This window comes from Kaistella gelatinilytica, from assembly GCF_015679325.1.
GTDB classification, from domain to species: Bacteria; Bacteroidota; Bacteroidia; order Flavobacteriales; family Weeksellaceae; genus Kaistella; species Kaistella gelatinilytica.
Genome location: NZ_JADPVI010000002.1, coordinates 145679 through 167976, shown reverse-complemented (window position 1 = coordinate 167976; position 22298 = coordinate 145679). Strand labels below are relative to the sequence as shown.

The following is a 22298-nucleotide window of genomic DNA, read 5'->3' as shown; positions in this document are numbered from 1 at the left end:
TTAGGGATAAGATGGAAATGGGTCAAAAAGAATTTTTAATACGTTCAGAATCTGGCAAATGCTTATTAGGTTTTAGCCATGTGGTGACTGAACTAACTGTGAAATTTTTATAATCACCAGCTTTTTTATATTGAAAGTTTTGAACGATCCATTCAGCAATTTCTTGTGGATTGGTAATTGAGGTGATTCCTTTTTCTCTTAATATACCAAAGAAATGAGATAATGAATTTGACTGACAGTTGAGACGTATTTTTGTTAATGAATTGTCTATTTCGCCAAAAATTAGTTGTTTCAAATTATTTCTAAAAGAAATACTTGAAAGATATAACTCAAGACAATCATAGACTTCCTGCGGGAAATTAAATGTAATTCTAACAATTGAGTGTTGAACAAATTCAGGAAACTCAAATTTTAAACCTCTTGAAAATAATTTGATATTTTTTTTATAATCTTTCAGTAACACCAATTGTGAAATATATTGTTTGTTAAGTTTTTCCAATTCAAAATTGAAAGTGTCACCATCAATATATTGTGGTTCAATAATCTCTAAAGATATGTCGTATTCAGTATACTTTTGCCGTGTTTCAAGTTCAATTTTTTCGTACTGGTATTGATAATGATCTTTCAGAATTTGTATTTTTTTTTCATTTTCTAATTCATCAAATTTTGTTAGATTTTCATGATAGTAATTAAATAAATAGACAGAAATTGAAGTAGTTTCTCTAGATTTAGATTTGCCAAAATGAAAATAGTAATCATGCGCTAACAAAAAATAATAATTTGCGGAAAGTACTTTAGTATGATTAAATAATCTCTGATTAAGGTCAGAAATATCATATAAATTACTTTTCAGAAAAGTATAATCCATTTCAATAAAAGCTTCATAATTATGATATGAATCTTTTAATTTGTCCCAAAAGATTGATTTTGTTTTATCAACGTCATATTCTAGACGGACAAGCTCAAAGGCAGATTTTATATCAAATGGAAATAAATCTTTATATGTTAAGTAAAACAATTTTATTTCTTCAATAAAAGCTTCTTCATTTTCAGAATTATTTTTAAATTGGTTTAAGAATAAAGATCTTAAATCATCCAAAAACACAAAAAATTTATTTATTTTTGTAATCATAAATCAGAACATAAGAGGGTTAAACAAATATCGGGAAAAAAGATACAATGTTGATGGAACTGTCCCTAATTTGTCCCTTTCGCTATATGATTTATATTTAAGTTGCTGAAAATCATCATTAAAGGAGATTCCTGGAGAGACCACTTTTTTAAATCGATAAAGCGTTTAGTTTCACAACTAGACGCTTTTTTTTGTTCTGTTTTTTAAATTTTTATGAATTTAAAATCGTGTGAAAAACTCGTTATCTGACATCAATTTAAATCCGTTCGAGTTCATCGCCACTAATCTGCGTTTTAAAAGTACCGTAATTCACCGAGACTTTGCCGTTCTTTTCAATTTTTTCAATCGTACCAACACTTGTGGAACCCGGAATTCTTACTCTCTGACCGATCTTCATCCAGACCGCGCGCTCTTTTTGGCGCTTGTCTTCTAATTTCTCGTGGGTTTCTACGATTTTTTCCTGTACATCTACTTTTCTGAGTTGCTGTGTAATTTTGCGCTTTACGATAAGCAGTTTTTTATTTTCATCTTTATCAGCACCGACTCTTCTGAATTTTTCCTGCTCCAGTATTTTTACAAAATCTCCGACTACTAATTTGCGGGATTTCCCTTTGACATAAGCCTCGATGAAGGTTTCCACTTTATTTCCGAATTGCAATTTACGGTGTTCGTCTTCGTAAAGCTTTTGAAAATTAAAGAGTTTCTGCTGCAGTTGTTCATTAAGCTTCTCCAGATTTTCTTTTCTCTCTTGTGTGGAATCTCGTTTTTCTGCTAAATCGGTTTTTATTTTCTCGACCTCAAATTTTTCCTGCTGCAGTTTTACAATGGTTTTGTCCAGGTTTAAAATATCGTGTTCAACTTTCTTTTTTGCACTTCTAATAATGAAAGCGGGGATTTTATTTTTCTCCGCTACTTCAAATGTAAAAGAACTTCCAGCTTGTCCGACTTCTAATTTATAGAGTGGTTCCAGAGAGTTTTCATCAAAAAGCATGGCTGCATTTTGCGCATTCGGAAGTTGTTCGATAACGAGTTTAATGTTCGTGTAATGCGTCGTAATGATCGCGAAACTTTTTTTGTCATAGAAAAATTCCAGAAAAGCTTCTGCTAAAGCGCCACCTAATTCCGGATCAGAGCCAGTTCCAAATTCATCAATCAATAAAAGCGTGTTTGCATCGGCTTCTTTAATGATTTTCGACATTTTCTTCAAACGGGATGAATAGGTCGAAAGTTGATTTTCAATAGATTGATTGTCTCCGATATCGGTCATCAAATGGTCAAAGAAAAACATCTCAGATTTCGGATGAACTGGAACCAGAATTCCGGTCTGAATCATCAGTTGAAGCAATCCTACCGTTTTTAAAGTGATCGATTTCCCACCTGCATTTGGTCCCGAAATACAAATGATCCTGTTGTGTTCCGTAAAAGTCAAACTCTGGGAGAAAATTTTCTTTTTTTCTGCCTGATTTCTCAACCACAATAAAGGGTGAAAAGCCTGCACCAAACGCATGGTTTTGTGACGGTTGATCTTCGGGAGAACGCCGTTGATTTTTTGGGCAAATTTTGCTTTGGCTCTCGTTAAGTCTAAATCAAAAATATAGGTTTGATACTCTGAAAGTTGAGGTTGAAATTCAGCGATTTCTGCGGTCAATACTCTTAAAATTTTATCGACTTCTTTTTTTTCTTCTTCAATATCTTCCCGAAGTTTAAACTGATGCCTCACAACAGATTCCGGCTGAATGTAAGTGATAGAACCCGTTTTTGAAAGTCCTAAAACCCGTCCCGCAACTCTTTTTTTGTATGCCGATTTCACAGCCAAAACCCGCTGATCATCAATGATACTTTCTCGTATTGCGTCCAGATATTCAGTGTTGCTCAGTCCAGTTAAACTTTTATTAAAATTTTCCTGAATGGCTTTTCTTGCGTGAGAAATATCACTTCTCAATTTCCGAAGAATCGGAGAGGCTTCACTTTTAACTTCTCCATATTTATTAAAAACTTTGTCAATTCGGTCGATGATTTCTTTCCGGTATTCCAGATCTTTTACATCTAGGAGTAAATGAGGGAATTGCTCTTCAAAATTGGGATAAAACTTTTGCAGCCGAAAGATCTGTTCCGTTAAACTTTTAATTTTCAGAAAAGCAGCATTGTCTAACCGAAAGTTTTCAATGATCATCAATTTCAATTCCTCTTCAATATCATCGTATTCATTAAAGGGAATGGCGTTATCACTTTCAAAACTTGAAAGAAATTCGGCTACTTTTTTTAAGGAAAGTTCGGCTTCTTCAATCGCAACAGGACGAAGCTGTGAAATTTTTTCTGCGGTTTTTTTGGAGAAAGCAAAAGGGGAAATTTCCGCGAGTAATTCTGGAAATTCGAGTTCGTCTAAATCATCTTTTTGTATATGCACACGCAAATTTAATTATTTTAAACCAACACTTACAAAAGTTTTAATCTATTGCAATGATGAACTTTGCAGGGTTGAATTAATTTCTGAAGTTTGTTTGAACTTTTTTGCGGAAATAAAATAGGTTTATTTTGAAATAGAAACGGTTATGAAATTTCAAAATTCTATCTTTGAGCCATGATATTTTCGACCGAAAGATTAATTTTAAGAACGGTGACTGAGCATGATTCCGTGGAGATTTTAGGCATTCGAAGCAATATAGAAATTAACCGGTTTCTCCAGAGAAATCCACCCAAGGATTCTTTTGAAGCTTTAGAATTCATTCTCAATATTAAAAGGAAGTCGGCCAATAACGAAATAGTTTTTCTGGGAATTTCTACTCAGAATAATCCGAAGTTGCTGGGAACGATCTGTCTCTGGAAATTTTCTGAAGATCGAAAAACGGCAGAATTGGGTTATGAATTATTGCCCGAATATCACGGCAAAGGAATTATGTCAGAAGCGGTCAACTTTATATTAAATTATGGTTTCAATGATTTAAATTTAAATAAAATCGAAGCTTTTACCAATAAAAATAATTTGAATTCTATAAAACTGCTTCAGAAATCAAAATTTGTTTTAAATGAAAATCGCAGCGATGAAAAGTTTCCGGAAAATATTATTTTTGAATTAAATGCAGTTTGATTCATGATCACATCAATAAATCACAACATCAACAAATGACCTGGACTGAAATTCTTGCCCCAATAAAGGAAACCGAATATTTTGAAAATCTTTGGCAAAAGGTAAAAGAAGAATATGCTTCTGAAAAATGTTTTCCCCCAAAAAAACAGATCTTTCGTGCTTTGGAATTAACGCCATTTGACCAAATAAAAGTCGTGATCATCGGGCAGGATCCTTATCATAATGATTTTCAGGCAAATGGATTGTGCTTTTCTGTTTCTGAAAATGTTGCGACTCCGCCTTCCCTGAAAAATATTTTTAAAGAATTACAGGATGATTTAGGGATTGAAAGAACCAAAAAAGAATTGGATGATTGGGCCGAACAGGGAGTTTTGCTTTTAAATGCAACGTTGACCGTAAAAGCTCATTCACCAAATTCTCATAAAGATCTGGGTTGGGAGAAATTTACCGATGTCATCATTAAAGAAATTTCCGATAAAAAAGAAGATGTCGTTTTTGTTTTATGGGGCGCATTTGCACAGAAAAAAGAGGAACTGATTAATTCCTCTAAACATTTTATCGTTAAATCTGCCCATCCATCACCTTTTTCTGTGTATCGTGGATTTTATGGGAGCAAACCTTTTTCTCAGATCAATGGCTATTTAAAATCTAAAAAAATTGAACCTATTTCGTGGTAGGACTATTTGAGGAAGTTTGTCCGGGTGCAAGCTTTTTAATTTTAATTCCGATTTTGTATTGTCCCTGCATTGCTTTGAATCCTCGATCGGATGTGGTATTTGGCGCAACGTCGGATAAAGAGATTTGATAACCGTTAAAATCCTGTGAATCTGCATAACCTCTACTTGCATCATCCATCGTACTTATTTTTATGATCACTGGTCGTGTCGCCAAACCCATTACTTCAACTTCGGCGGTCGCAACTCCGGCCCAAATACAGTTTACTCCTTCCGGACAACGGCTGTCTTCCAGCATTTTTTTGAAAGTAACATTCATTTCATATTCTTTCAAAAATTTATTTTCCCCTTCTTTCAAATAAATTACGCCGCTTTGGGAAACTTTGGCACTGGCTTCTTTTTCAGCTTGTTTTACCGCAGCTTTATCGGGTGGCATTCCTGTGGACATTTCAGGTTCACTGTTATTTGAAGTTTTCACTGGAGTAGATTTTGGAGTTGAAGCAGGAGTAGTTGTTGAAATCTCAGTTTTTTCTGAGGTATTTGAATCCTGGGAAATAGTTTGGTTTTTACAAGTTGCCAAAGCCAAAAATCCGAAAGTGGAAATAATTATTCGATGTACCATAATTTAATTTTTAAAGATATCTATCAAAACAACCAAAAACATTGCCAAACCAACAATGAAGTTGAAGCCTGTTCCATAAAGAAAGCCGATAAAAGCCCCTTTTGTTGAATTCCATGCTTTTTTCTTATCATTTGCGTCATGCAGTAATTCGCCAACGAAAACCCCTAAAAACATTCCGATCAGAAAACCAAAAGGGATAGGAATAAAAAACATTCCTACTAAAGTTCCAACAACAGAACCAACGCTTCCCCAACGTGTTCCGCCGTATTTTCGATTTGTTCTTGCCGGGATGACATAATTTAAAACAACAGAAAGCGCCGTTAGAACTACAAAAATCCAGATATAAATTATTGATAATGGCGTGTCTGTTCCAAATTTATAAATTAATAATCCGCAAAGACTCAACAATAATCCGGGAAGAACAGGTAGAAAAGTTCCCAAAATTCCTGCAACGAGTAAAATGACACTTACTAAAATAATTAAGGGATGATCCATTCGTGATTAATTTTGTTAAAAGTAGGTATAAATCGGGGAAAGACAAACAGAATTCTTATTTTTGCGTGGATGAACAACGAACTGAAAGATACCAAAGATTTTTTGCAGAACATAAGTGATTATATTCACTTTTTTGTGCGCGATAATATTCCTGATAGCTGGGTTTTATTACTGCAGATTCTCCTTAAATTTGCTTTTTTCGTGGCGATTATTTATTTGATCGATTTTCTTTTCAAATTATTGATCAATACCATTTTCAAACTTTTTTTTGCAAAGGATAAATATCCGGTGCTGAAATCGATTTATCAGTCAAGAATCACGAATTCATTTTCGCATTTAATGGCTTTGTCATTTGGCAGTTATGCCTTGGAATCAATCTTTTACAGACATCCGAAAAGTTTTGTTTTTCTGGAAAGAATGATTTATTTAGCCATCGTTTTTTTCGTAGCAGGAATGCTTTACCGCAGTTTAAGCGCTTTCCGGAATTATTTCATCATCAAACAAGACTACTACAAGATCATCGCTTTAAATGCAGTTTCGCAAACGGTGAAAATTTTTGGAATTTTTGTTTCGGCAGTCATTGCGATCTGTGTGATTTTCGGAATAAGCGGTTCTGCGATCGTTGGAAGTTTGGGAGCAATTACGGCAGTGATGGTTTTGGTTTTTCGGGACACCATTCTCGGATTTGTGACGGGAATTCATGTCGCGACTTCCAAGAATTTAAAAGTAGGAGACTGGATCGGAATTCCAAAATATAATTTGGAAGGAACCATTGAAGATCTGAATCTTTTGACCACTAAAATTCAGAATTTTGATAAAACAATTTCTACGATTCCGACCTATGATTTACTGACAACCGAAATCAAAAATCTTCAGGTGATGTCTGAAAGTAATACGCGACGAATTAAAAGATCCATCATCTTTAATATCAATTCCTTTAAATTTTTAAATCTTGAAGAGGTAAACCGCCTGTCAAAAATTAATTTAATTAAAGATTATTTGACCACCAAGAAAGAAGAAATTATCAAGGAAAGAGAATCTATAGAAAATTCAGAACTCGTCATCAATGGCCGACAATTAACAAACATTGGAGTTTTCCGCGAATATGCCTTTAATTACTTGAAAAAAAGTGAACATATCGACCAAAGCGGAACCGTGATGGTTCGACAGCTGGAAAATACACCGCAAGGAATGCCGCTCGAAATTTACTGTTTTACCAATGATTCTGAGTGGGGTAAATATGAAATAATTTTAGCCGATATTTTTGATCATCTTTTGGTTTCTTCGAAGGAATTTGATTTAGAAATAATGCAGTTTAATAAAATGTAATAAAATGACAAAACTCAGCGTAAATATCAATAAAATTGCAACCATTCGAAATGCGAGAGGTGCCGAATTACCGAGTGTGACAGAAGCTGCGATTAAGTTGCAGGAATTTGGCGCGCAAGGAATTACCATTCATCCAAGACCTGATGAAAGACACATTACCCGAAAAGATGTTTATGATCTAAAACCTTTGGTGCACACCGAATTTAATATTGAAGGAAATCCGCACCGACCATTTATCGACATGGTTTTGGAAGTGAAACCAGAGCAGGTGACTTTGGTTCCGGATGGTGAAGATGCCATTACTTCGAATGCTGGTTGGGATTGCGAGAAGAATTTAGGGTTTTTAAAAAATGTGATCGCTGAATTTAAAAACGCCGGAATTCGAACTTCAATTTTTTTAGATCCAAATCCTGAAATGGTGAAATTTGCCGCCGAAACTGGAACTGATAGAATTGAACTTTACACCGAAGCTTACGCAAGCAATTATTCGAAAAACAAAGAAGACTCCATCAAACCTTATATCGAAACCGCGTTGGAAGCTCAGAAATATGGTCTTGGTATTAATGCCGGTCACGATTTAAGTTTAGAAAATTTAAAATATTTCGCCGATAATATTCCGAATTTATTAGAGGTTTCAATTGGTCATGCCTTGATTTCTGAAGCTTTGTATATGGGAATGGAAAATACGGTTCAAGCCTATTTGAAGCGTTTGGCAAAATGGTAAATAATTTAGACAATCTAATATTAATAGGCTTTCGCCGAAAATTACATTAATTTTGAACTTTAATTTTTATTGATGCAAATTCTACACTCAAAAATATACGGAGAAGATCAACCCGAAACACCGCTTTTAGTATTTCACGGCTTGTTTGGAATGCTAGATAACTGGGGAAGTTTCGGTAAAGAAATGGGCGAATTTTTTCCCGTGCATTTAATTGATTTAAGAAATCACGGCAAGAGTTTTCATTCGCCGGAAATGTCGCATGATGATCTGGCCCACGATATTTTGCATTACATGGAATTCCATAAAATCGATAAATGCAATTTATTAGGACATTCTCTCGGCGGAAAAGCCGTGATGCAATTCGCAATAAAATATCCTTTAAAACTTGAGAAATTAATTGTAGTCGATATTTCACCAAAAGCTTATCCGCCGCATCATCAAGGAATTTTGAAAGCTTTGGAAAGTGTCGATTTTAATAAAATTAATACAAGACAGGAAGCTGAAGAAGTTCTTCACCAATACATTCCGGAGAAATCGGTGATTCAGTTTTTGACCAAAAATCTTTACTGGACCGAAGAGAAAAAACTGGCGTGGCGATTTAATCTGAAAACGCTTTCTGAAAAGTATGCTGAATTTGTTTCAAACGCTATAAAATACGGTGTATTCACGGGAAAAACTTTATTTATTTCCGGTGCGAATTCTAATTATATTTTACCTCAGGATGAGTTTCAGATCAAGCAGCAATTTCCCAATTCTTCCATTGTGACTATAAAAAATGCCGGACATTGGGTGCAGGCAGAAAATCCGAAAGATTTCAATGAACTTGTTAAAGATTTTCTTTCTCAAACAGATATTGACTAAAAAGTTTTATATAATTAAGGTGAAAAAATCACCGTTCATCGTTCACTTTTCACCACTCAGAAAATTATGATTTTAGTTACGGGCGCAACAGGAATTCTCGGAAGAGTCATTGTTTTAGATCTACTGAAACAAGGGAAAAAGGTGCGCGCAACAAAAAGAAAATCGAGTGATATTGAAGATGTCAAACATTCATTTCAATTTTACACCGAAAATTCTGAAGAGTTTTTTAATCAAATAGAATGGACCAACGTCGATTTTGATGATATCGATTCTTTGAAAACCGCTTTAATTAATGTTGAAGAAGTTTATCACTGTGCAGCAAAAGTAAGTTTTCATCCGGATGATCGTAAAGAAATGTATCGTTCTAACATTGTTGGGACGCGAAATCTTCTTTATGCCTGTGAGAATTCAAGTGTGAAAAAGTTTTGTTTTGTAAGTTCAGTTGCCGTTTTAGATGGAACTGATGAAAACGGAAAAGTCACTGAGGATTCTAATTTTAATCCGAAACTTCATCATTCAAAATACGCAAAATCCAAACATTTTTCCGAAATGGAAGTTTGGCGCGCTTCAGCTGAAGGTTTAAAAACCGTAATCGTTAATCCCGGAGTTATTATCGGAAGTGGAAACTGGAAATCGAGTAGTGGAGAGATTTTCGGCACATTCGAGAAGTTTCCTTACGCCATGAGTGGAAGTTCAAATTACGTGGATGTTCGAGATGTTGCCAATATTGCGATCACTTTAATGAATAAAGAAATATTTGACGAAAGATTTATACTCATTTCAGAAAATAAAAAATTAGTAGATGTCGCCAATCTGATCCGCGATAAATTTGATAAGAGCAAAGCCAAAGTAATTCCGAAATTTATTTTGAATGTTGGTTACATTTTGAATCTATTATTGGGCTGGCTTATTCCACCTTTACGATTACTCAACAGAATCAATATTCAAGCGGTAACTTCGCATCATATTCTTTCCAACAAAAAAATTAAGGAAAAATTGAATTATCAGTTTATTCCAGTTTCAGAAAGCATCGACTTTCATTTAAAAAATTATATTTTAGACCACCAGAATTCCCCCAAATAATATGAATACTGCAGAATTTTTAAATACAAATGCCGAAAAATTTCCACGGAAAGCCGCGATAGGTTTTAAAAAGAGAGACAGCTGGACAGAAATTCATTGGGGAGATTTCCAGAGAATGGTATTCAAAACCGCCAATGCTTTAAGAAAAGCCGGGATTTTGGAAAATGATAAAGTAGCTATTTACGCCGATAATTCTGCAGAATGGATCGTTTTTGATTTGGCTATTTTGTCATTAGGCGCGGTAACAGTGCCGATTTATTCTACCAATAATCAGGAACAGGCTGCGTATATTTTGAATGAATCTGAATGCAAAATAATTCTTGTTGGTAATCAGGAACAGTACGATGCTTCTTACGGGATTTTAGAAAATAGTTCTTATTTAACTGAAATTATTGCTGCAAAAAGATTGATCAGGATACAGAAAGATCGCAGTCAACATTATCAAAATTTCATTAAATCAGCTGCTGAAAATTTCGATATTGTACCGAAAGACGATGATGATTTAGCAACTATTATTTATACTTCAGGAACCACAGGTGTTCCAAAAGGAGTCATGTTAACGCACGGAAATTTTCATAAATCGGTCGAAGCACATTTCGAATTTTTTAAGTTTAAAAACTTTGAGAATGAAACGTCGCTCGCTTTTTTGCCTTTAACTCATGTTTTCGAACGCAGCTGGACTTTGCTCGCTTTACACGGTGGTGCAAAAGTTTATTTCCTAGAGAATACCAAATTGATTGCAAATGCTTTGGTAGAGATCAAACCAACGATGATGTGTGCGGTTCCGAGGTTTTATCAGAAGATTTATGCGGGCGTTCATGAAATGGCACAAAACAGTTCAGACCAGAAAAAGAAAATTTTCAATTGGGCGATCGAAACAGGAAGTCAAGTCGCAGATCTGCGACGTTTAGATAAAAATATACCGATTTCCTTAATGCTTAAAAATACAATTGCAAATGCTTTGGTCTTTAAGAAAATTAAGAAAAAAATGGGTGGAAGACTTTGGTTCATGCCGTGTGGCGGCGCTTCTGTATCTGCGGAAGTGACGAGGTTTTTTGAGGCTTTGGGAATTCATATTACGGTTGGTTATGGTTTGACGGAAACAACCGCGACCTTAACTTGTTTTCCGTTTCATCAGTTCGAACATGGTTCTGCCGGAATTCCAATTGGAGATACTCAGATCAAAATTGGGGAGAACGATGAAATTCTGGCTAAAGGAAGCGGAATTATGAAAGGGTATTACAAAAAACCAACTGAAACCGCTGAAGTCTTTACCGAAGATGGTTGGTTTAAAACTGGTGATGCAGGAAGATTTGATGAGAAAGGAAATCTTTTTATCACCGACCGAATCAAAGATTTGATGAAAACTTCGAACGGAAAATATGTTACGCCGCAACCGATCGAAAATATGCTTTCCGATAATAATTTTATCAATCAGGCGATGATCGTTGCAGAAGGAAAACCTTATGTTACCGCAGTCATAATTCCTAATTTTGAAGCTTTGACGGATCAGTTAACGAAGATGAATATTCCGTTCACCAATTGGGAGGAAATCGTAAATTCAGACAAAGTAAAAGAATTTTACCGGGAAAAAATTGAGGAAATTCAGAAAGGACTTTCAGGATTTGAAAAGGTGAAGAAATTTATTTTGATGCCTTCCGAATTTGAAGTGAACAGCGGGGAAATTACACCGACTTTGAAAGTAAAAAGAAATGTGGTTTTGAATAAATATGCAGACTTAATTGATAAAATGTATTCTCATTAAATCTAAATCAGGAAGTTTAAAAAAAATTATTAAGTCGATAGATATTGGCAACACAGAAATATTATTTATGGAAGAGTTTTTTGGATCAGATCATTACAAAATTACAAACGCAAAGGTTTCAGAATCTTGCCCTTCAAATATTGCCTTAATTAAATATTGGGGGAAATATGAAAATCAAATTCCTGCAAATCCCAGTATCAGTTATACTTTGAGTCAATGTAAAACCAATACGGAAATTGAATTTTTTGCGGAAAAGAAATTCTCTGTTCAAACTTTTTTAGCAGGAAAAGAAGAAGTAAAATTTGGTGAAAAAATTGAAAAATATTTCAGAAATATCGAAAAGTATTTACCCTGGATCTTAAAAGGAAGATACATCATTAAGACTGAAAATACTTTTCCCCACAGTTCCGGGATTGCAAGTTCAGCTTCTGGATTTGGCGCGATTGCAAAATGTTTGATGGATTTTGATGACCTTTTTAATGGAAAGTCTGATGAGGATTCTAAATTGAAGAAAGCCAGTTTTCTAGCCAGATTAGGAAGTGGAAGTGCGTGTAGGAGTTTGTACGACGGTTTGGTTGTTTGGGGCGAAACAAAAGAAGTTTCTGACAGTTCTGATCTTTTTGCAGTTCCCTATCCAGCAAAAGAAATTCACTCTGTATTCAAAAATTTCAACGACTGGGTTTTACTGATTCACGAAGGTGAAAAGTCGGTGAGTTCTACTGTTGGTCATGGTTTGATGAATACCAATCCTTATGCTGAAAAGAGATTTCAGGAAGCGCACGAGAATTTTTCTTTGTTAAAAGATATTTTGAAATCAGGCGATATGAAAAGTTTTATCCAATTGGTAGAACATGAAGCCTTGACTTTGCATGCAATGATGATGATGAGCGAACCTGCTTTTATTTTGATGAAGACAGGAACTTTAGCCGTGATCAACAAAATCTGGGAATTCCGGAAACAAACAAATCTGCCTTTATTCTTTACTTTAGATGCAGGTGCAAACGTTCACTTGCTTTTCCCGAGCAATAATGATGAAGATAAAATTAAATCATTCATCATCAAAGAACTGGTGCAGCATACTCAAAACAATGGCGTTGTAAAAGATGTGATGAGGTTTTGAAATGAAGTTTTGTAGAGAAAAAATTGCTTATAGAAAAACTCAAAGACTGTCTAAGTTTAGAGTTTTAGATGAAATACCTAAGAAGAAAATTTTTCGGAGAAGTAAAGAGCAGTTTTTCCTTCTAATTTTATTTTTAATTCTTATGTTTTATTTCAGTAAGCGGATAAATCATATAGAAGATGCGATAGGAATGTCGGTAAGTGTTTTTATGTCAGCAATCTTTGCTTTCGGTTTTGCTGTAAAACTTATTTTAAGCCTGATCTTCCCAATCATCGTTCTGAACGAAAAAGGAATAAAACTTATTGGTGATAAAATTATCAGATGGGATCAAATTAGAACGATTAAAGTAAAACATAATCTCAATTTTGAACAAGTGATTTACATTACTAAAGTAAATTCAAAAGTAATTAAAAAAAATATCAAACCCGACAATTTCTCGCGGTTAGATTTATATTGCAGGGGTTATTTAAGAAAACATAAAGGATTGCGAATGAAATCCTGTAATGATTTTAGAAGGATTTAAACGTTTATTTCTTAGCCACTGCAAGTCTGCTCATCGTGTGTAGTACTAAAACTACGATTATTCCTAAAACAGCAGCAGAACCGGAAAAGACAAATTTAGCATTTTCTTCATTCCAAAATCCTAAATCCCATTCGATTACATAGAGATTAAATCCGATGAAAATCACAAAAAGAGCTAAGAATATTTTATAAAACAATTGCATTTTTTTAAATTTTAAAATTTAACATATGTTGAGAAAAGTTGCGCAAAATTAGCGGTAAACAGTTTAATAGAGATCGCCAGTAAGATAATTCCGAAAACTTTCTGCAAAACCTGAAGCGTTCCGTCGCCTAATTTACGCTCCAACCAGTTAGAAGATCGAAGCACCAAATATACGAAAATAGTATTGAGAATAATGCCACAAATGATATTGATATCATGATATTCCGCACGTAATGAAAGCGTGGTCGTTAATGTTCCAGCTCCTGCAATCAGCGGAAAAGCAATAGGAACAATGGATGCTGACTTCGATTCTGTATTTTTCTGTATTTCAATTCCCAGAATCATTTCCAAGGCTATTATGAAAATTACAAAAGCTCCTGCTATGGCAAATGAGTTAACATCAACACCGATCAATTTCAGAATCTTATTTCCAATAAAAAGAAAGGCGATCATCAAAATTCCGGCAACAATCGAGGCACGTTCGGCTTCAATTTTACCAAACTTTTTCTTTAATCCAACAATGATAGGTATCGATCCTACAATGTCGATTACAGCAAACAAAACCATTGTCGCAGTCAGGGTTTCTTTTAAAGAGAAAGCTTCAAACATAAGATGAAATTATTAATTTCGCAAAAATATAAAAAAAATTTGGTTATTTTACAATATCGCTGTATAAAGAAATAATTGCTTCCAAAATTGAATCAATATGTTCTTCGGTATGAAAAGGCGCGAATTTTTCGATTTGAATTTTTTCAGAAAGCGCTCTGTATTGCTCAGCAATGTGCGCGCCTTTGTTTTGTTCCAGATATTTTCTGAATTCAGATTCATTTCCGACCGAAAAGAAATTTTTAGTTTCTGCATTCAATTCCTGATAAACCGCAAAGAAAGTTTTGAAATCTTTATTTTCTCTTAATTTTTTTAAATATTCAATATTTTCATCAAACTGGTGGCTCAGTTTTTTTCTGATGATCTCTTCGGTTTCTGCGATGGAAGTTGAGTTTCTAATAACTGGTTCAGGTTTTATTTTCTTCTTGTCCGTTTTCTTTTTCAACACAAGAAAGAGGGAAAAAACGGCAACCATTAAACCTAAATTACCGAAAACAATTTTCCAGTTGATCTTATCTTTATTTTTTATTTTTAAATTATGCGTTTGCAAAACTGGAGTATTCACGGTCTCTAAAACGATATTCGTATAATCATTTACTTTCTCGATGGTACTTTTTGCATCTGCAATTTCACCCGGTGTTTTTACATCTAAAACAATAGATTTAGGTCCCAGATCAACGTACTGTCTGACGTCAGGATTGAAGAAGTTGAAGTTTTCAAAATTGACCGAAATCGGGCCGGCTTTTTTTGGAATGACCACATAATCTGCAATCACATCTCCGCTAAGTCCATTGCTTTGCGTAGCGGTTTTCGTGGAAATTTGCGGCGTAAAAAAAATGTAATCGGGAGAATTAATTATTTTGGGCAAATGAAAAGTTCCAAAATTTCCTGCACCTGAAACCCGAACGCTTATGTTGATCGGTTTTTCCACTTCAGGAATTTCGTTTGCATTGGTTTGCGTCACCGCAACATCAAAATTTCCCACAGCATTTTTGAAATTTGAAGGCATTCCGTCGGGAAGTTTTTTTACACTCAGTCTAACTCTGTTAGAAGAAACCTTCGTTGGTTTAGAAGCATTTGCGACAAATGCAGAGATAGAATTTATTTCGATGTTCCCACTTTCATTCGGGAAGATCATAAATGTTCCGATAACCTGAGAAGCCATTCCGGCGTTGGTTTCAATTTCAGATTTTGTAAAGTTGATGGGTTTTATACTTGCATTTTTTTGGGAGGAGAAATTAATGTTACTCACTTTCCGGAAATTCCCGTAATCCTTGCTGTATGCACGAAGAACCGCAACTGCAGGTTCATTCTTATAGACCACTTTGTTTTTAAGTTCCAGGTTTAAAAAAACATCATTAACAGCATTTAAATTTTCGGCTACCGCGGATTTTTTTTCGTTGTCTTTTACGTTAATTTCAAAAGGCTCCGTTTTATAAATTTTTCCATTGACGGTTACCAAGACTGACCCGAATTTGATTTTTCCGGCTTCTTTCGGTGTTAAGACCCATTGATAGACCATTTGATTCAAAACGTCTCCTTTTTTTGCATCTAAAACAACTGTGTTTTGATCAGATGCGGAACCCAGAATTTCAAATTTTGACAGATCCGGCATTCTGAGCGGCGTTTCCTGTTCCATATTTTCCCCGCTGATCTCCAGGATCACCGTTAAATTAAAGCGCTGATTAACTTTTGGGTTTTTCACTTCAGAAACTGCAAGAGTAACCTGACCATAAGTGAAAATGGCAGAGAAAAGAAATAATATGTATGGAATTTTCTGTTTCATTACCAATCCTTCTCGTTGCTTTGCGGCGTAGAGTAGGAGTTTTTGTTGAGGATTCGTTTTGCGGTTTCCCGCTCTTTATTTTCTACGCGGTTAAGAATGGAATTTTCTAAATCTTTTGGCATTTTGCCTTCATTGTCACCCTTATTTTTATTGGGATCATCACCCTCACCTTCGCCTTTGTTTTTTAGTCCACTACCGGCTTGTTGTTCTGGGGTATTTCCTTTTTCCTGGCCTTTATTCTGATCCTTTTCCTGACCGTCTCCACCACCACCGCCAGATTTTCCTTTCTGTTTTTTCTGGTTTTCCTTCTCCTTTTCTTTCAGCATTGCAATTTCGTAATTTTTTCGAATGGCTTCATTGTAAGGATCCTGTTTCAAAGCCTGCTTGTAAAGTTCGGCTGCCTTTTTTGTATCATCTTTTTCAAAACTGCTGTTTCCCAGATTGTAAAGCGCTGCAGCTTTGTCGGGAAGAGAAGATGCGTGTAATTCGGCTTTTTCGTACTCGGCTTTTGCTTCATCGTACATTTTCCTCTTGTAAAACGAATTGCCTAAATTATAATGAGCCGTAAAATCATTTTCCTTCACTTTCACAGCTTCCAGGTATTTTGAGGAAGATGATTCGTAATTTTTATTATTAAATTCCTGATTGCCTTTATATACAAGGGTGTTGTAATTTTCCTGGGCGGAAAAAAAGGTGGTGCAAAAAATTGCTGATAAAATAGAAAAAAGTACTCTTAGATTCATTACTGCAAAATTATCCCTTTAAATGTTAAGATTCTTATGCGAAATTGTTAAATTTCGGTTAAAGTCTTTAGAAATCATTGATTATGAACTAAATATTGAATTCTTTTTTGGGATTGAAGAGAAAAATTATTAAAAATAAAAACAACGAAACCGCTAAAAAATATTGATAATAATGAATTGCATTTTGAGATTTCACGACACTTTCAGAAGTAGTTGAAGTTTTACTCAGACCATCGATAATTTGTGAAGTGGCATTTTCCAGATTATTTCCGTCGACATAAGTTCCACCAGTCTCAGAAGCGATATTTTTCAGCGCGTTATCCTGCCGTTTTGAAATAACGGTTTGACCGTTTTGATCAGTTTTATAACCCATCAATTGACCAAAAACATATTCGGGAATTGGAGCGCCTTCTTCAGAACCAATACCGACCGTAATTGCGGTGATGCCTTCTTTGTTTGCCAGTTTAATGGCCGGTTTCTCATTGCCTTCATTATCTTCTCCGTCGCTCAAAATAACAACTTTTCGGGATCCTTTTGGAATGTCCTTGAACTTTTCTGCGACAGTATTTATTCCGGTCAGAAAATCGGTTCCCTGCTTTTTTACAATATTCGTTTCAACACCGCCAATGTAAGTTTCAACTGCGGAAAAATCGGTGGTCAAAGGCATAATTGAACTGGCTTCACCCGCAAAAACTACGATCCCAACTTTATCATTCCGCATTTTGCTCATGGTGTTGATGATGATATTTTTTGCTTCATCGAGGCGGTTTGGTTCCACATCCTGAGCATTCATCGAGTTGGAAACATCGAGCATGAAAATGACATTGTTCATTTTCTGTTTTGTTTTTACTTCTTCACTTCCACTTAAAATATCGACGATGGAAAGGATAAGGAATAAGGTTGCCAACAAATAGAGAATCGGTAATATCTTTGAAAATCCAGATTTTTTCTCAAAAAGCTCTGGTTGAAAACGGGCTTCAGCAAATGCATTTTTTTTACGGTTTTTCCATTTGAGATAGGCGACCATAATGATCCCAAGCAACGGCAATAGCAGCAGCAAAAGTAAATACCAGTAATTTCCTAAATACCAATTCATTTTTATGATTTTGCGGGTTTTAAACTATTCCCGCTTTTTTATTTTTTCTAAAGACAAAATCTCTAAGATTCCAGCCCCGATCGCAGTGGTATCCTTTTTCTTCCCGATTTTGATCGGGAGGAAAAGATATAACGGAGAGCGGGTACCAACTTGTAAGAAGCTAAAATGGTTTTGCTCCTAAAAATTATCATTTCGTTAACTTAAAAACTTATATAAAACCCAGCGCAAGAGCGCATCGAACAACAAAGTGCCTAAAGCGATCCAAAGAAAAATCCGGAAATATTCCTGGTAATTATACAATTTGGTCGTCTTAAGTTCGGACTTTTCGAGTTGATTTATTTCGTCGTAGACCTGTTCTAAACTTTCGTTGGATGTGGCTCTAAAATATTTTCCACCTGTAGTTTGCGCAATTTCCCGCAAGATGGGTTCGTCAATTTTCACTTCGGCTTCTGAAAAGACCAGATCGCCGAAAATATCTGTAGAAGTAGGCATCAACGCATAACCATTGGTCCCAATTCCTATGGAATATACTTTGATCCCGTTGGTTTTTGCAAGTTGTGCGCCAACCTGAGTCGGCATCGCGTTTTCGATCGTATTTACACCGTCGGTCATTAAAATAATGATCTTCGATTTTGCTTTGCTGTTCCGCAAATGACTTACAGCAACAGAAAGTCCTTCGCCGATCGCGGTTCCGGGCTGTAATTCGAGCGGGTTCAGATGATCCAGTTCATCGATGACAACGGCGTGATCGGATGTGACGGGAACTTTGGTGAAAGCTTCGCCGGAATAGGTGACCAAACCAATGCGATCGCCGGGTCTTTTTTCCACAAATCTTTTTGCGATATTTTTCAGCGCGGTGAGTCGGTCGGGCTCCAGATCTTTTGCTAACATACTCAGAGAAACATCCACGGAGAGCATGATGTCGATTCCTTTGCTGTCATCCTGATCCTGAGAAATGGTGAAGGTTCTCGGTCGCGCCATTGCAATAATCAAGCACGTGAGTATGATATACTTTGAAATTTTCAACAGAAAAAGAACGAATAAAATTCCTTTATTTTCCTGCATATTTTTCGTCGTGGGAACTTTTATTCCGGCGCGTTTTTTCTTTCGAAGATCGAGAATAAAGAGCGGAATGAATGCCAGAAAAAGCAGTAAAAACCACGGACTGTAAAATTCAAAGTTAAAAAAATTAAATGCCATCATTTTCTGTTAAACTCCTGTTCGTAATTGGTCCATTTCCAGATCCTTTGAAGACCTTTTCACAAAGGTTTTCATATCCTCGAAATCTTTTTCCATCATTGTTTGATCTGGAAATGTTTTTGCAAATTTAACGAGATCTCCGCGCAGAAAGATATCTTCTACAATGGTTTCATTTTGGGGAGAAATTGCGTTGTTTAGCTTCATCACATCGATCAGATCATCCGTTAATAAAACATCTGCCGGAATTTGATATTGTTTCGTAATAAAGTTTCGGGAAATGTCGATCAGTTCTACATAAAAAGAACGGTAATCACCATTTTCGATAAATTTTTTCTTTCTTAAGATCTCCAGATCTTTTAATGTTTGATTCGTCATAACTACCGGCGAACTTTTTCTGCGTTTTCCGTATTTTACAATTTGATAGATGGCGAAGATCAAAGCCAGTAAGATCAGCACTCCTAAAATATAAAATTTATACAGCTGCCAATAGTCTTTTACATCAAGAGTGACCTCTTTGTTTTTCATGATGTCGTTGATCTGATCGCCTTTCTGCGCAGTATTTACGACTTCAATTTCATACGGAATGGTGTGGAAAATTTTTCCGCCAATTGTGAAATCTAAAGCCGGGATGGTATATTTTCCTTCTTCGAAAACGGCAAATTCAATGATCCGGTCGTAACGATCTGCCTGCTTGTTGATGCTGTCTTTTATCTCTTCAAAATGAAAAGGAAGCAGTTCGTTTTTTGGTGCAGAAACTACATCTTTGCCCTGAAGATTAGAAATATTTACGCGGAAAACTCCGGCTTCACCCAGAGCCAGGGTCTTTTTGTCGAGTGTAGATCCCAAAGTTTGCGAAAACGCGAAGACATTGAGAACAGAAAAAATGATAAAAAATATTTTTTTCAAAACTAAATTTCTTTTTGTGAATGCTGTTTGCATTTATAATAAGCAAGGGTATTTAAATTTTACCGCTTCCGAAAATACTGATAGAGGAATTTCGAATAATCTTCTCCGGTATTAATGTTCATCAATTTCGCAGAGGAGTTTTCAAAATCTTCTTCTAAATTTTTTACTTTTTGTTTTTGTTTTTCTGCAAATTCGTATCGCCATCTTGCGCTCGACGTATTCGCCCAAATTTGTTTGCCGGTTTCTGAATCTTGAAAAAGCGTGTAACCTACGTCCGGAATTTCGACATCTTTATCATCGAAGATCCGCATTCCTAATAACTGGTGCTTTCTGGATGCAACTCTCAACATTTTTACATCATATTCATCTTCAAAATCAGAGAACATAAAAAGCATTGATCTTTTTTTGAAAACGCTCATCATATATTCCAGAGCCATGTCTATTTTCGATTCTGCGGGAACGTAATCTGCGGTGAGAATGGTACTTATAATTGCCAGAATATGCTTTCTTCCTTTTTTTGGAGGAATGACCTTGTAAACCTTATCAGCAAATAAGATCAATCCCACTTTATCGTTATTTCCGGCAGCGGAAAATCCTAAACTTGCAGCGATCTCAGCGACGAATTCTCTTTTCAACTGCGTTTTTGTGCCATAATCCATTGAAGCTGAAATATCGACCAAAAGCATCATCGTCAGTTCGCGTTCTTCTTCCATTACTTTCACGAAAGGTTCGCGAAAACGAGCAGTTTTATTCCAGTCAATTCTGCGGATCTCATCGCCAAACTGGTAAGGGCGAACTTCCGAAAAAGTCATTCCCTGACCTTTGAAAGCACTGTGATATTGACCCATCAAAGTAGCTTCGGACTTTTTCTTCGTCCGAATCTCGATCTGTTTTACTTTTTTGATGATGTCTTTAATCTGCATTTCAACTATTTTAAATTTTGAATTTTAGATTTTAAATGATCGAGTTTGATTCATTTAAAATTTATAATCTACAATTTATGATTTTTAAGGAGCCTGAACTTTTCCTAAAATTTTGTCCACAATATCGTCTGCTGTAATTTCCTCTGCCTCTGCTTCGAAACTCAAACCAATACGGTGACGCAAAATATCTTTCGCGATCTCTTTGATATCTTCCGGAATGACGAAAGCTCTGTTTTTCAAGAATGCCATTGCTCTTCCGGCGATTGCTAAGTTGATCGAAGCTCTTGGTGAGGCTCCAAAACTGATCAGACTTTTTAACTCTGATAATCCGTATTTTTCCGGGGAACGGGTGGCAAAAACCATATCCAGAATATATTTTTCTATTTTTTCGTCCAGATAGATTTGATTGATGAGCTCTTTGGCTTCTACAATATTTCGCAGGGAAATAACGGGTTTAATTTCCGGTTGATGCGAAGTTGCAACCATTTTCATGATCTTTCTTTCATCCTCAAAATCTGGATACGTGATCGTACATTTCATCATAAAACGGTCACTTTGCGCTTCCGGTAAAAGATAAGTTCCTTCCTGATCAATTGGATTCTGCGTTGCCAAAACTAAAAACGGTTTCGGTAAAGGCATTGTTTCATCACCGATCGTTACTTGCTTTTCCTGCATGGCTTCCAAAAGAGCCGACTGTACTTTCGAGGGCGCTCGGTTGATCTCATCTGCCAAAACAAAATTCGCGAAGATCGGACCTCTTTTAATAGAAAAATCATTGTCTTTAATGTTGTAGATCATCGTTCCAACAACATCTGCAGGCAATAAATCGGGCGTAAACTGTATTCTCGAAAACTGACCTTCAACAGCATCAGCTAAAGTTTTGATTGCCAAAGTTTTGGCTAATCCCGGAACCCCTTCCAACAAAACGTGACCATTTCCCAGAAGACCGATGAGTAATCGATCTACCATGTATTCTTGTCCGATAATTGCTTTGTTGATTTCTTGTTTGAGGAGGGTGAAAAAATAATTTTGTTCTCTTACTTTTTCCGTGAGCTGTCTGATATCTTCCGCTTGATGTAGTTCTGACATAGTGTTTCTAAAATTTAAAGTGTAAATTTCTAATAAATACCCACACCAATCAACACAATTAATGCCAATGTAAAGTTAAAGTTTGTTAAAAGAAAAGCAGTAGTATAAATGGTATTCAATATTTTTTGATGTTTGGTGACTAAGTTTTTCCGTTAAATTTTTAGAAGCTGATCCCGCTTTCCGCTATATCTTTTTCTTTGCCATCCCACTTTCCAGCCGCCAAAAAGAAAAAGGATGCCGCTGCAATCGGGGCTGGTTACGATTTAGTCTTTTGTTGACAGTTCAATTTTAATTGATTAAAGATTCTTGAGTATTATCGTAAATGCGCATGC

At 35.6% G+C, this 22298-nt stretch carries 21 protein-coding genes; 8 read left to right on the top strand and 13 right to left on the bottom strand.

Annotation, left to right across the window (positions count from 1 at the left end):
• Positions 1-22 precede the first annotated feature (22 nt).
• Both IV494_RS08065 and IV494_RS08060 read right to left on the bottom strand, forming a co-directional pair.
• Positions 23-1132: a hypothetical protein gene (locus IV494_RS08065; RefSeq protein WP_196079654.1), complete on the bottom strand. Its 1110-nt coding sequence runs from the start codon at positions 1130-1132 to the stop codon at positions 23-25.
• 256 nt (positions 1133-1388) lie between these two features.
• Positions 1389-3539, bottom strand: coding sequence for an endonuclease MutS2 (locus IV494_RS08060; protein ID WP_196079653.1), 2151 nt, complete (start codon positions 3537-3539; stop codon positions 1389-1391).
• 174 nt (positions 3540-3713) lie between these two features.
• Here IV494_RS08060 and IV494_RS08055 point away from each other — a divergent pair, with 174 nt between their 5' ends.
• Positions 3714-4220 carry a GNAT family N-acetyltransferase gene (locus tag IV494_RS08055; protein WP_196079652.1) on the top strand — a complete coding sequence of 169 codons (507 nt, stop codon included), beginning with the start codon at positions 3714-3716 and terminating at the stop codon, positions 4218-4220.
• A gap of 35 nt (positions 4221-4255) precedes the next feature.
• Positions 4256-4897, top strand: coding sequence for a uracil-DNA glycosylase (locus IV494_RS08050; RefSeq protein ID WP_196079651.1), 642 nt, complete (start codon positions 4256-4258; stop codon positions 4895-4897).
• On the opposite strand, the gene IV494_RS08045 is transcribed toward IV494_RS08050, so the two are convergent.
• Both IV494_RS08045 and IV494_RS08040 read right to left on the bottom strand, forming a co-directional pair.
• Positions 4884-5516, bottom strand: coding sequence for a hypothetical protein (locus IV494_RS08045; RefSeq protein WP_196079650.1), 633 nt, complete (start codon positions 5514-5516; stop codon positions 4884-4886). The genes IV494_RS08050 and IV494_RS08045 overlap by 14 nt on opposite strands.
• 3 nt (positions 5517-5519) lie before the next feature.
• Positions 5520-6011: a DUF456 domain-containing protein gene (locus tag IV494_RS08040; RefSeq protein ID WP_196079649.1), complete on the bottom strand. Its 492-nt coding sequence runs from the start codon at positions 6009-6011 to the stop codon at positions 5520-5522.
• A gap of 69 nt (positions 6012-6080) precedes the next feature.
• Between IV494_RS08040 and IV494_RS08035 the strand changes: the two genes are divergently transcribed.
• The 6 genes from IV494_RS08035 (at position 6081) to IV494_RS08010 (ending at position 12893) form a co-directional block, all read left to right on the top strand.
• Complete coding sequence (locus IV494_RS08035) at positions 6081-7340, top strand: mechanosensitive ion channel family protein (RefSeq protein ID WP_196079648.1); 1260 nt, start codon at positions 6081-6083, stop codon at positions 7338-7340.
• Between the two features lie 4 nt (positions 7341-7344).
• The gene (locus IV494_RS08030; protein WP_196079647.1) at positions 7345-8064 is read left to right on the top strand and encodes a pyridoxine 5'-phosphate synthase; all 720 of its coding nucleotides are present in this window, start codon (positions 7345-7347) and stop codon (positions 8062-8064) included.
• A 72-nt stretch (positions 8065-8136) separates the two neighbouring features.
• The gene (locus IV494_RS08025; RefSeq protein ID WP_196079646.1) at positions 8137-8925 is read left to right on the top strand and encodes an alpha/beta fold hydrolase; all 789 of its coding nucleotides are present in this window, start codon (positions 8137-8139) and stop codon (positions 8923-8925) included.
• 66 nt (positions 8926-8991) lie between these two features.
• Positions 8992-10008 (top strand): NAD-dependent epimerase/dehydratase family protein, encoded by a 1017-nt coding sequence (locus tag IV494_RS08020; protein ID WP_196079645.1) that lies wholly within the window; start codon positions 8992-8994, stop codon positions 10006-10008.
• A gap of 1 nt (position 10009) precedes the next feature.
• Positions 10010-11773: an AMP-dependent synthetase/ligase gene (locus tag IV494_RS08015; RefSeq protein WP_196079644.1), complete on the top strand. Its 1764-nt coding sequence runs from the start codon at positions 10010-10012 to the stop codon at positions 11771-11773.
• Positions 11774-11840: 67 nt separating this feature from the next.
• Positions 11841-12893, top strand: a complete 1053-nt coding sequence (locus IV494_RS08010) for a diphosphomevalonate/mevalonate 3,5-bisphosphate decarboxylase family protein (protein ID WP_196079643.1) — start codon at positions 11841-11843, stop codon at positions 12891-12893.
• A 527-nt stretch (positions 12894-13420) separates the two neighbouring features.
• On the opposite strand, the gene IV494_RS08005 is transcribed toward IV494_RS08010, so the two are convergent.
• The 9 genes from IV494_RS08005 to IV494_RS07965 all read right to left on the bottom strand — a co-directional run bounded on the left by IV494_RS08005 (position 13421) and on the right by IV494_RS07965 (position 21966).
• Positions 13421-13618 carry a hypothetical protein gene (locus IV494_RS08005; protein WP_196079642.1) on the bottom strand — a complete coding sequence of 66 codons (198 nt, stop codon included), beginning with the start codon at positions 13616-13618 and terminating at the stop codon, positions 13421-13423.
• An 11-nt stretch (positions 13619-13629) separates the two neighbouring features.
• The gene (locus IV494_RS08000) at positions 13630-14226 is read right to left on the bottom strand and encodes a MarC family protein (RefSeq protein WP_196079641.1); all 597 of its coding nucleotides are present in this window, start codon (positions 14224-14226) and stop codon (positions 13630-13632) included.
• 43 nt (positions 14227-14269) lie between these two features.
• On the bottom strand, positions 14270-16009 hold the full coding sequence (locus tag IV494_RS07995; protein WP_196079640.1) for a BatD family protein: 1740 nt from the start codon (positions 16007-16009) through the stop codon (positions 14270-14272).
• Positions 16009-16752, bottom strand: coding sequence for a tetratricopeptide repeat protein (locus IV494_RS07990; RefSeq protein ID WP_196079639.1), 744 nt, complete (start codon positions 16750-16752; stop codon positions 16009-16011). Before IV494_RS07990 ends, IV494_RS07995 begins: the two co-directional genes overlap by 1 nt.
• An 88-nt stretch (positions 16753-16840) precedes the next feature.
• The gene (locus tag IV494_RS07985; RefSeq protein WP_196079638.1) at positions 16841-17848 is read right to left on the bottom strand and encodes a vWA domain-containing protein; all 1008 of its coding nucleotides are present in this window, start codon (positions 17846-17848) and stop codon (positions 16841-16843) included.
• 195 nt (positions 17849-18043) lie between these two features.
• Positions 18044-19051, bottom strand: a complete 1008-nt coding sequence (locus tag IV494_RS07980; protein WP_196079637.1) for a vWA domain-containing protein — start codon at positions 19049-19051, stop codon at positions 18044-18046.
• Positions 19052-19057: 6 nt separating this feature from the next.
• Positions 19058-19954, bottom strand: a complete 897-nt coding sequence (locus IV494_RS07975; protein ID WP_230380022.1) for a BatD family protein — start codon at positions 19952-19954, stop codon at positions 19058-19060.
• Positions 19955-20013: 59 nt separating this feature from the next.
• The gene (locus IV494_RS07970) at positions 20014-20877 is read right to left on the bottom strand and encodes a DUF58 domain-containing protein (RefSeq protein WP_196079635.1); all 864 of its coding nucleotides are present in this window, start codon (positions 20875-20877) and stop codon (positions 20014-20016) included.
• 84 nt (positions 20878-20961) lie between these two features.
• Positions 20962-21966: an AAA family ATPase gene (locus IV494_RS07965; protein ID WP_039351605.1), complete on the bottom strand. Its 1005-nt coding sequence runs from the start codon at positions 21964-21966 to the stop codon at positions 20962-20964.
• Between the last annotated feature and the right edge of the window lie 332 nt (positions 21967-22298).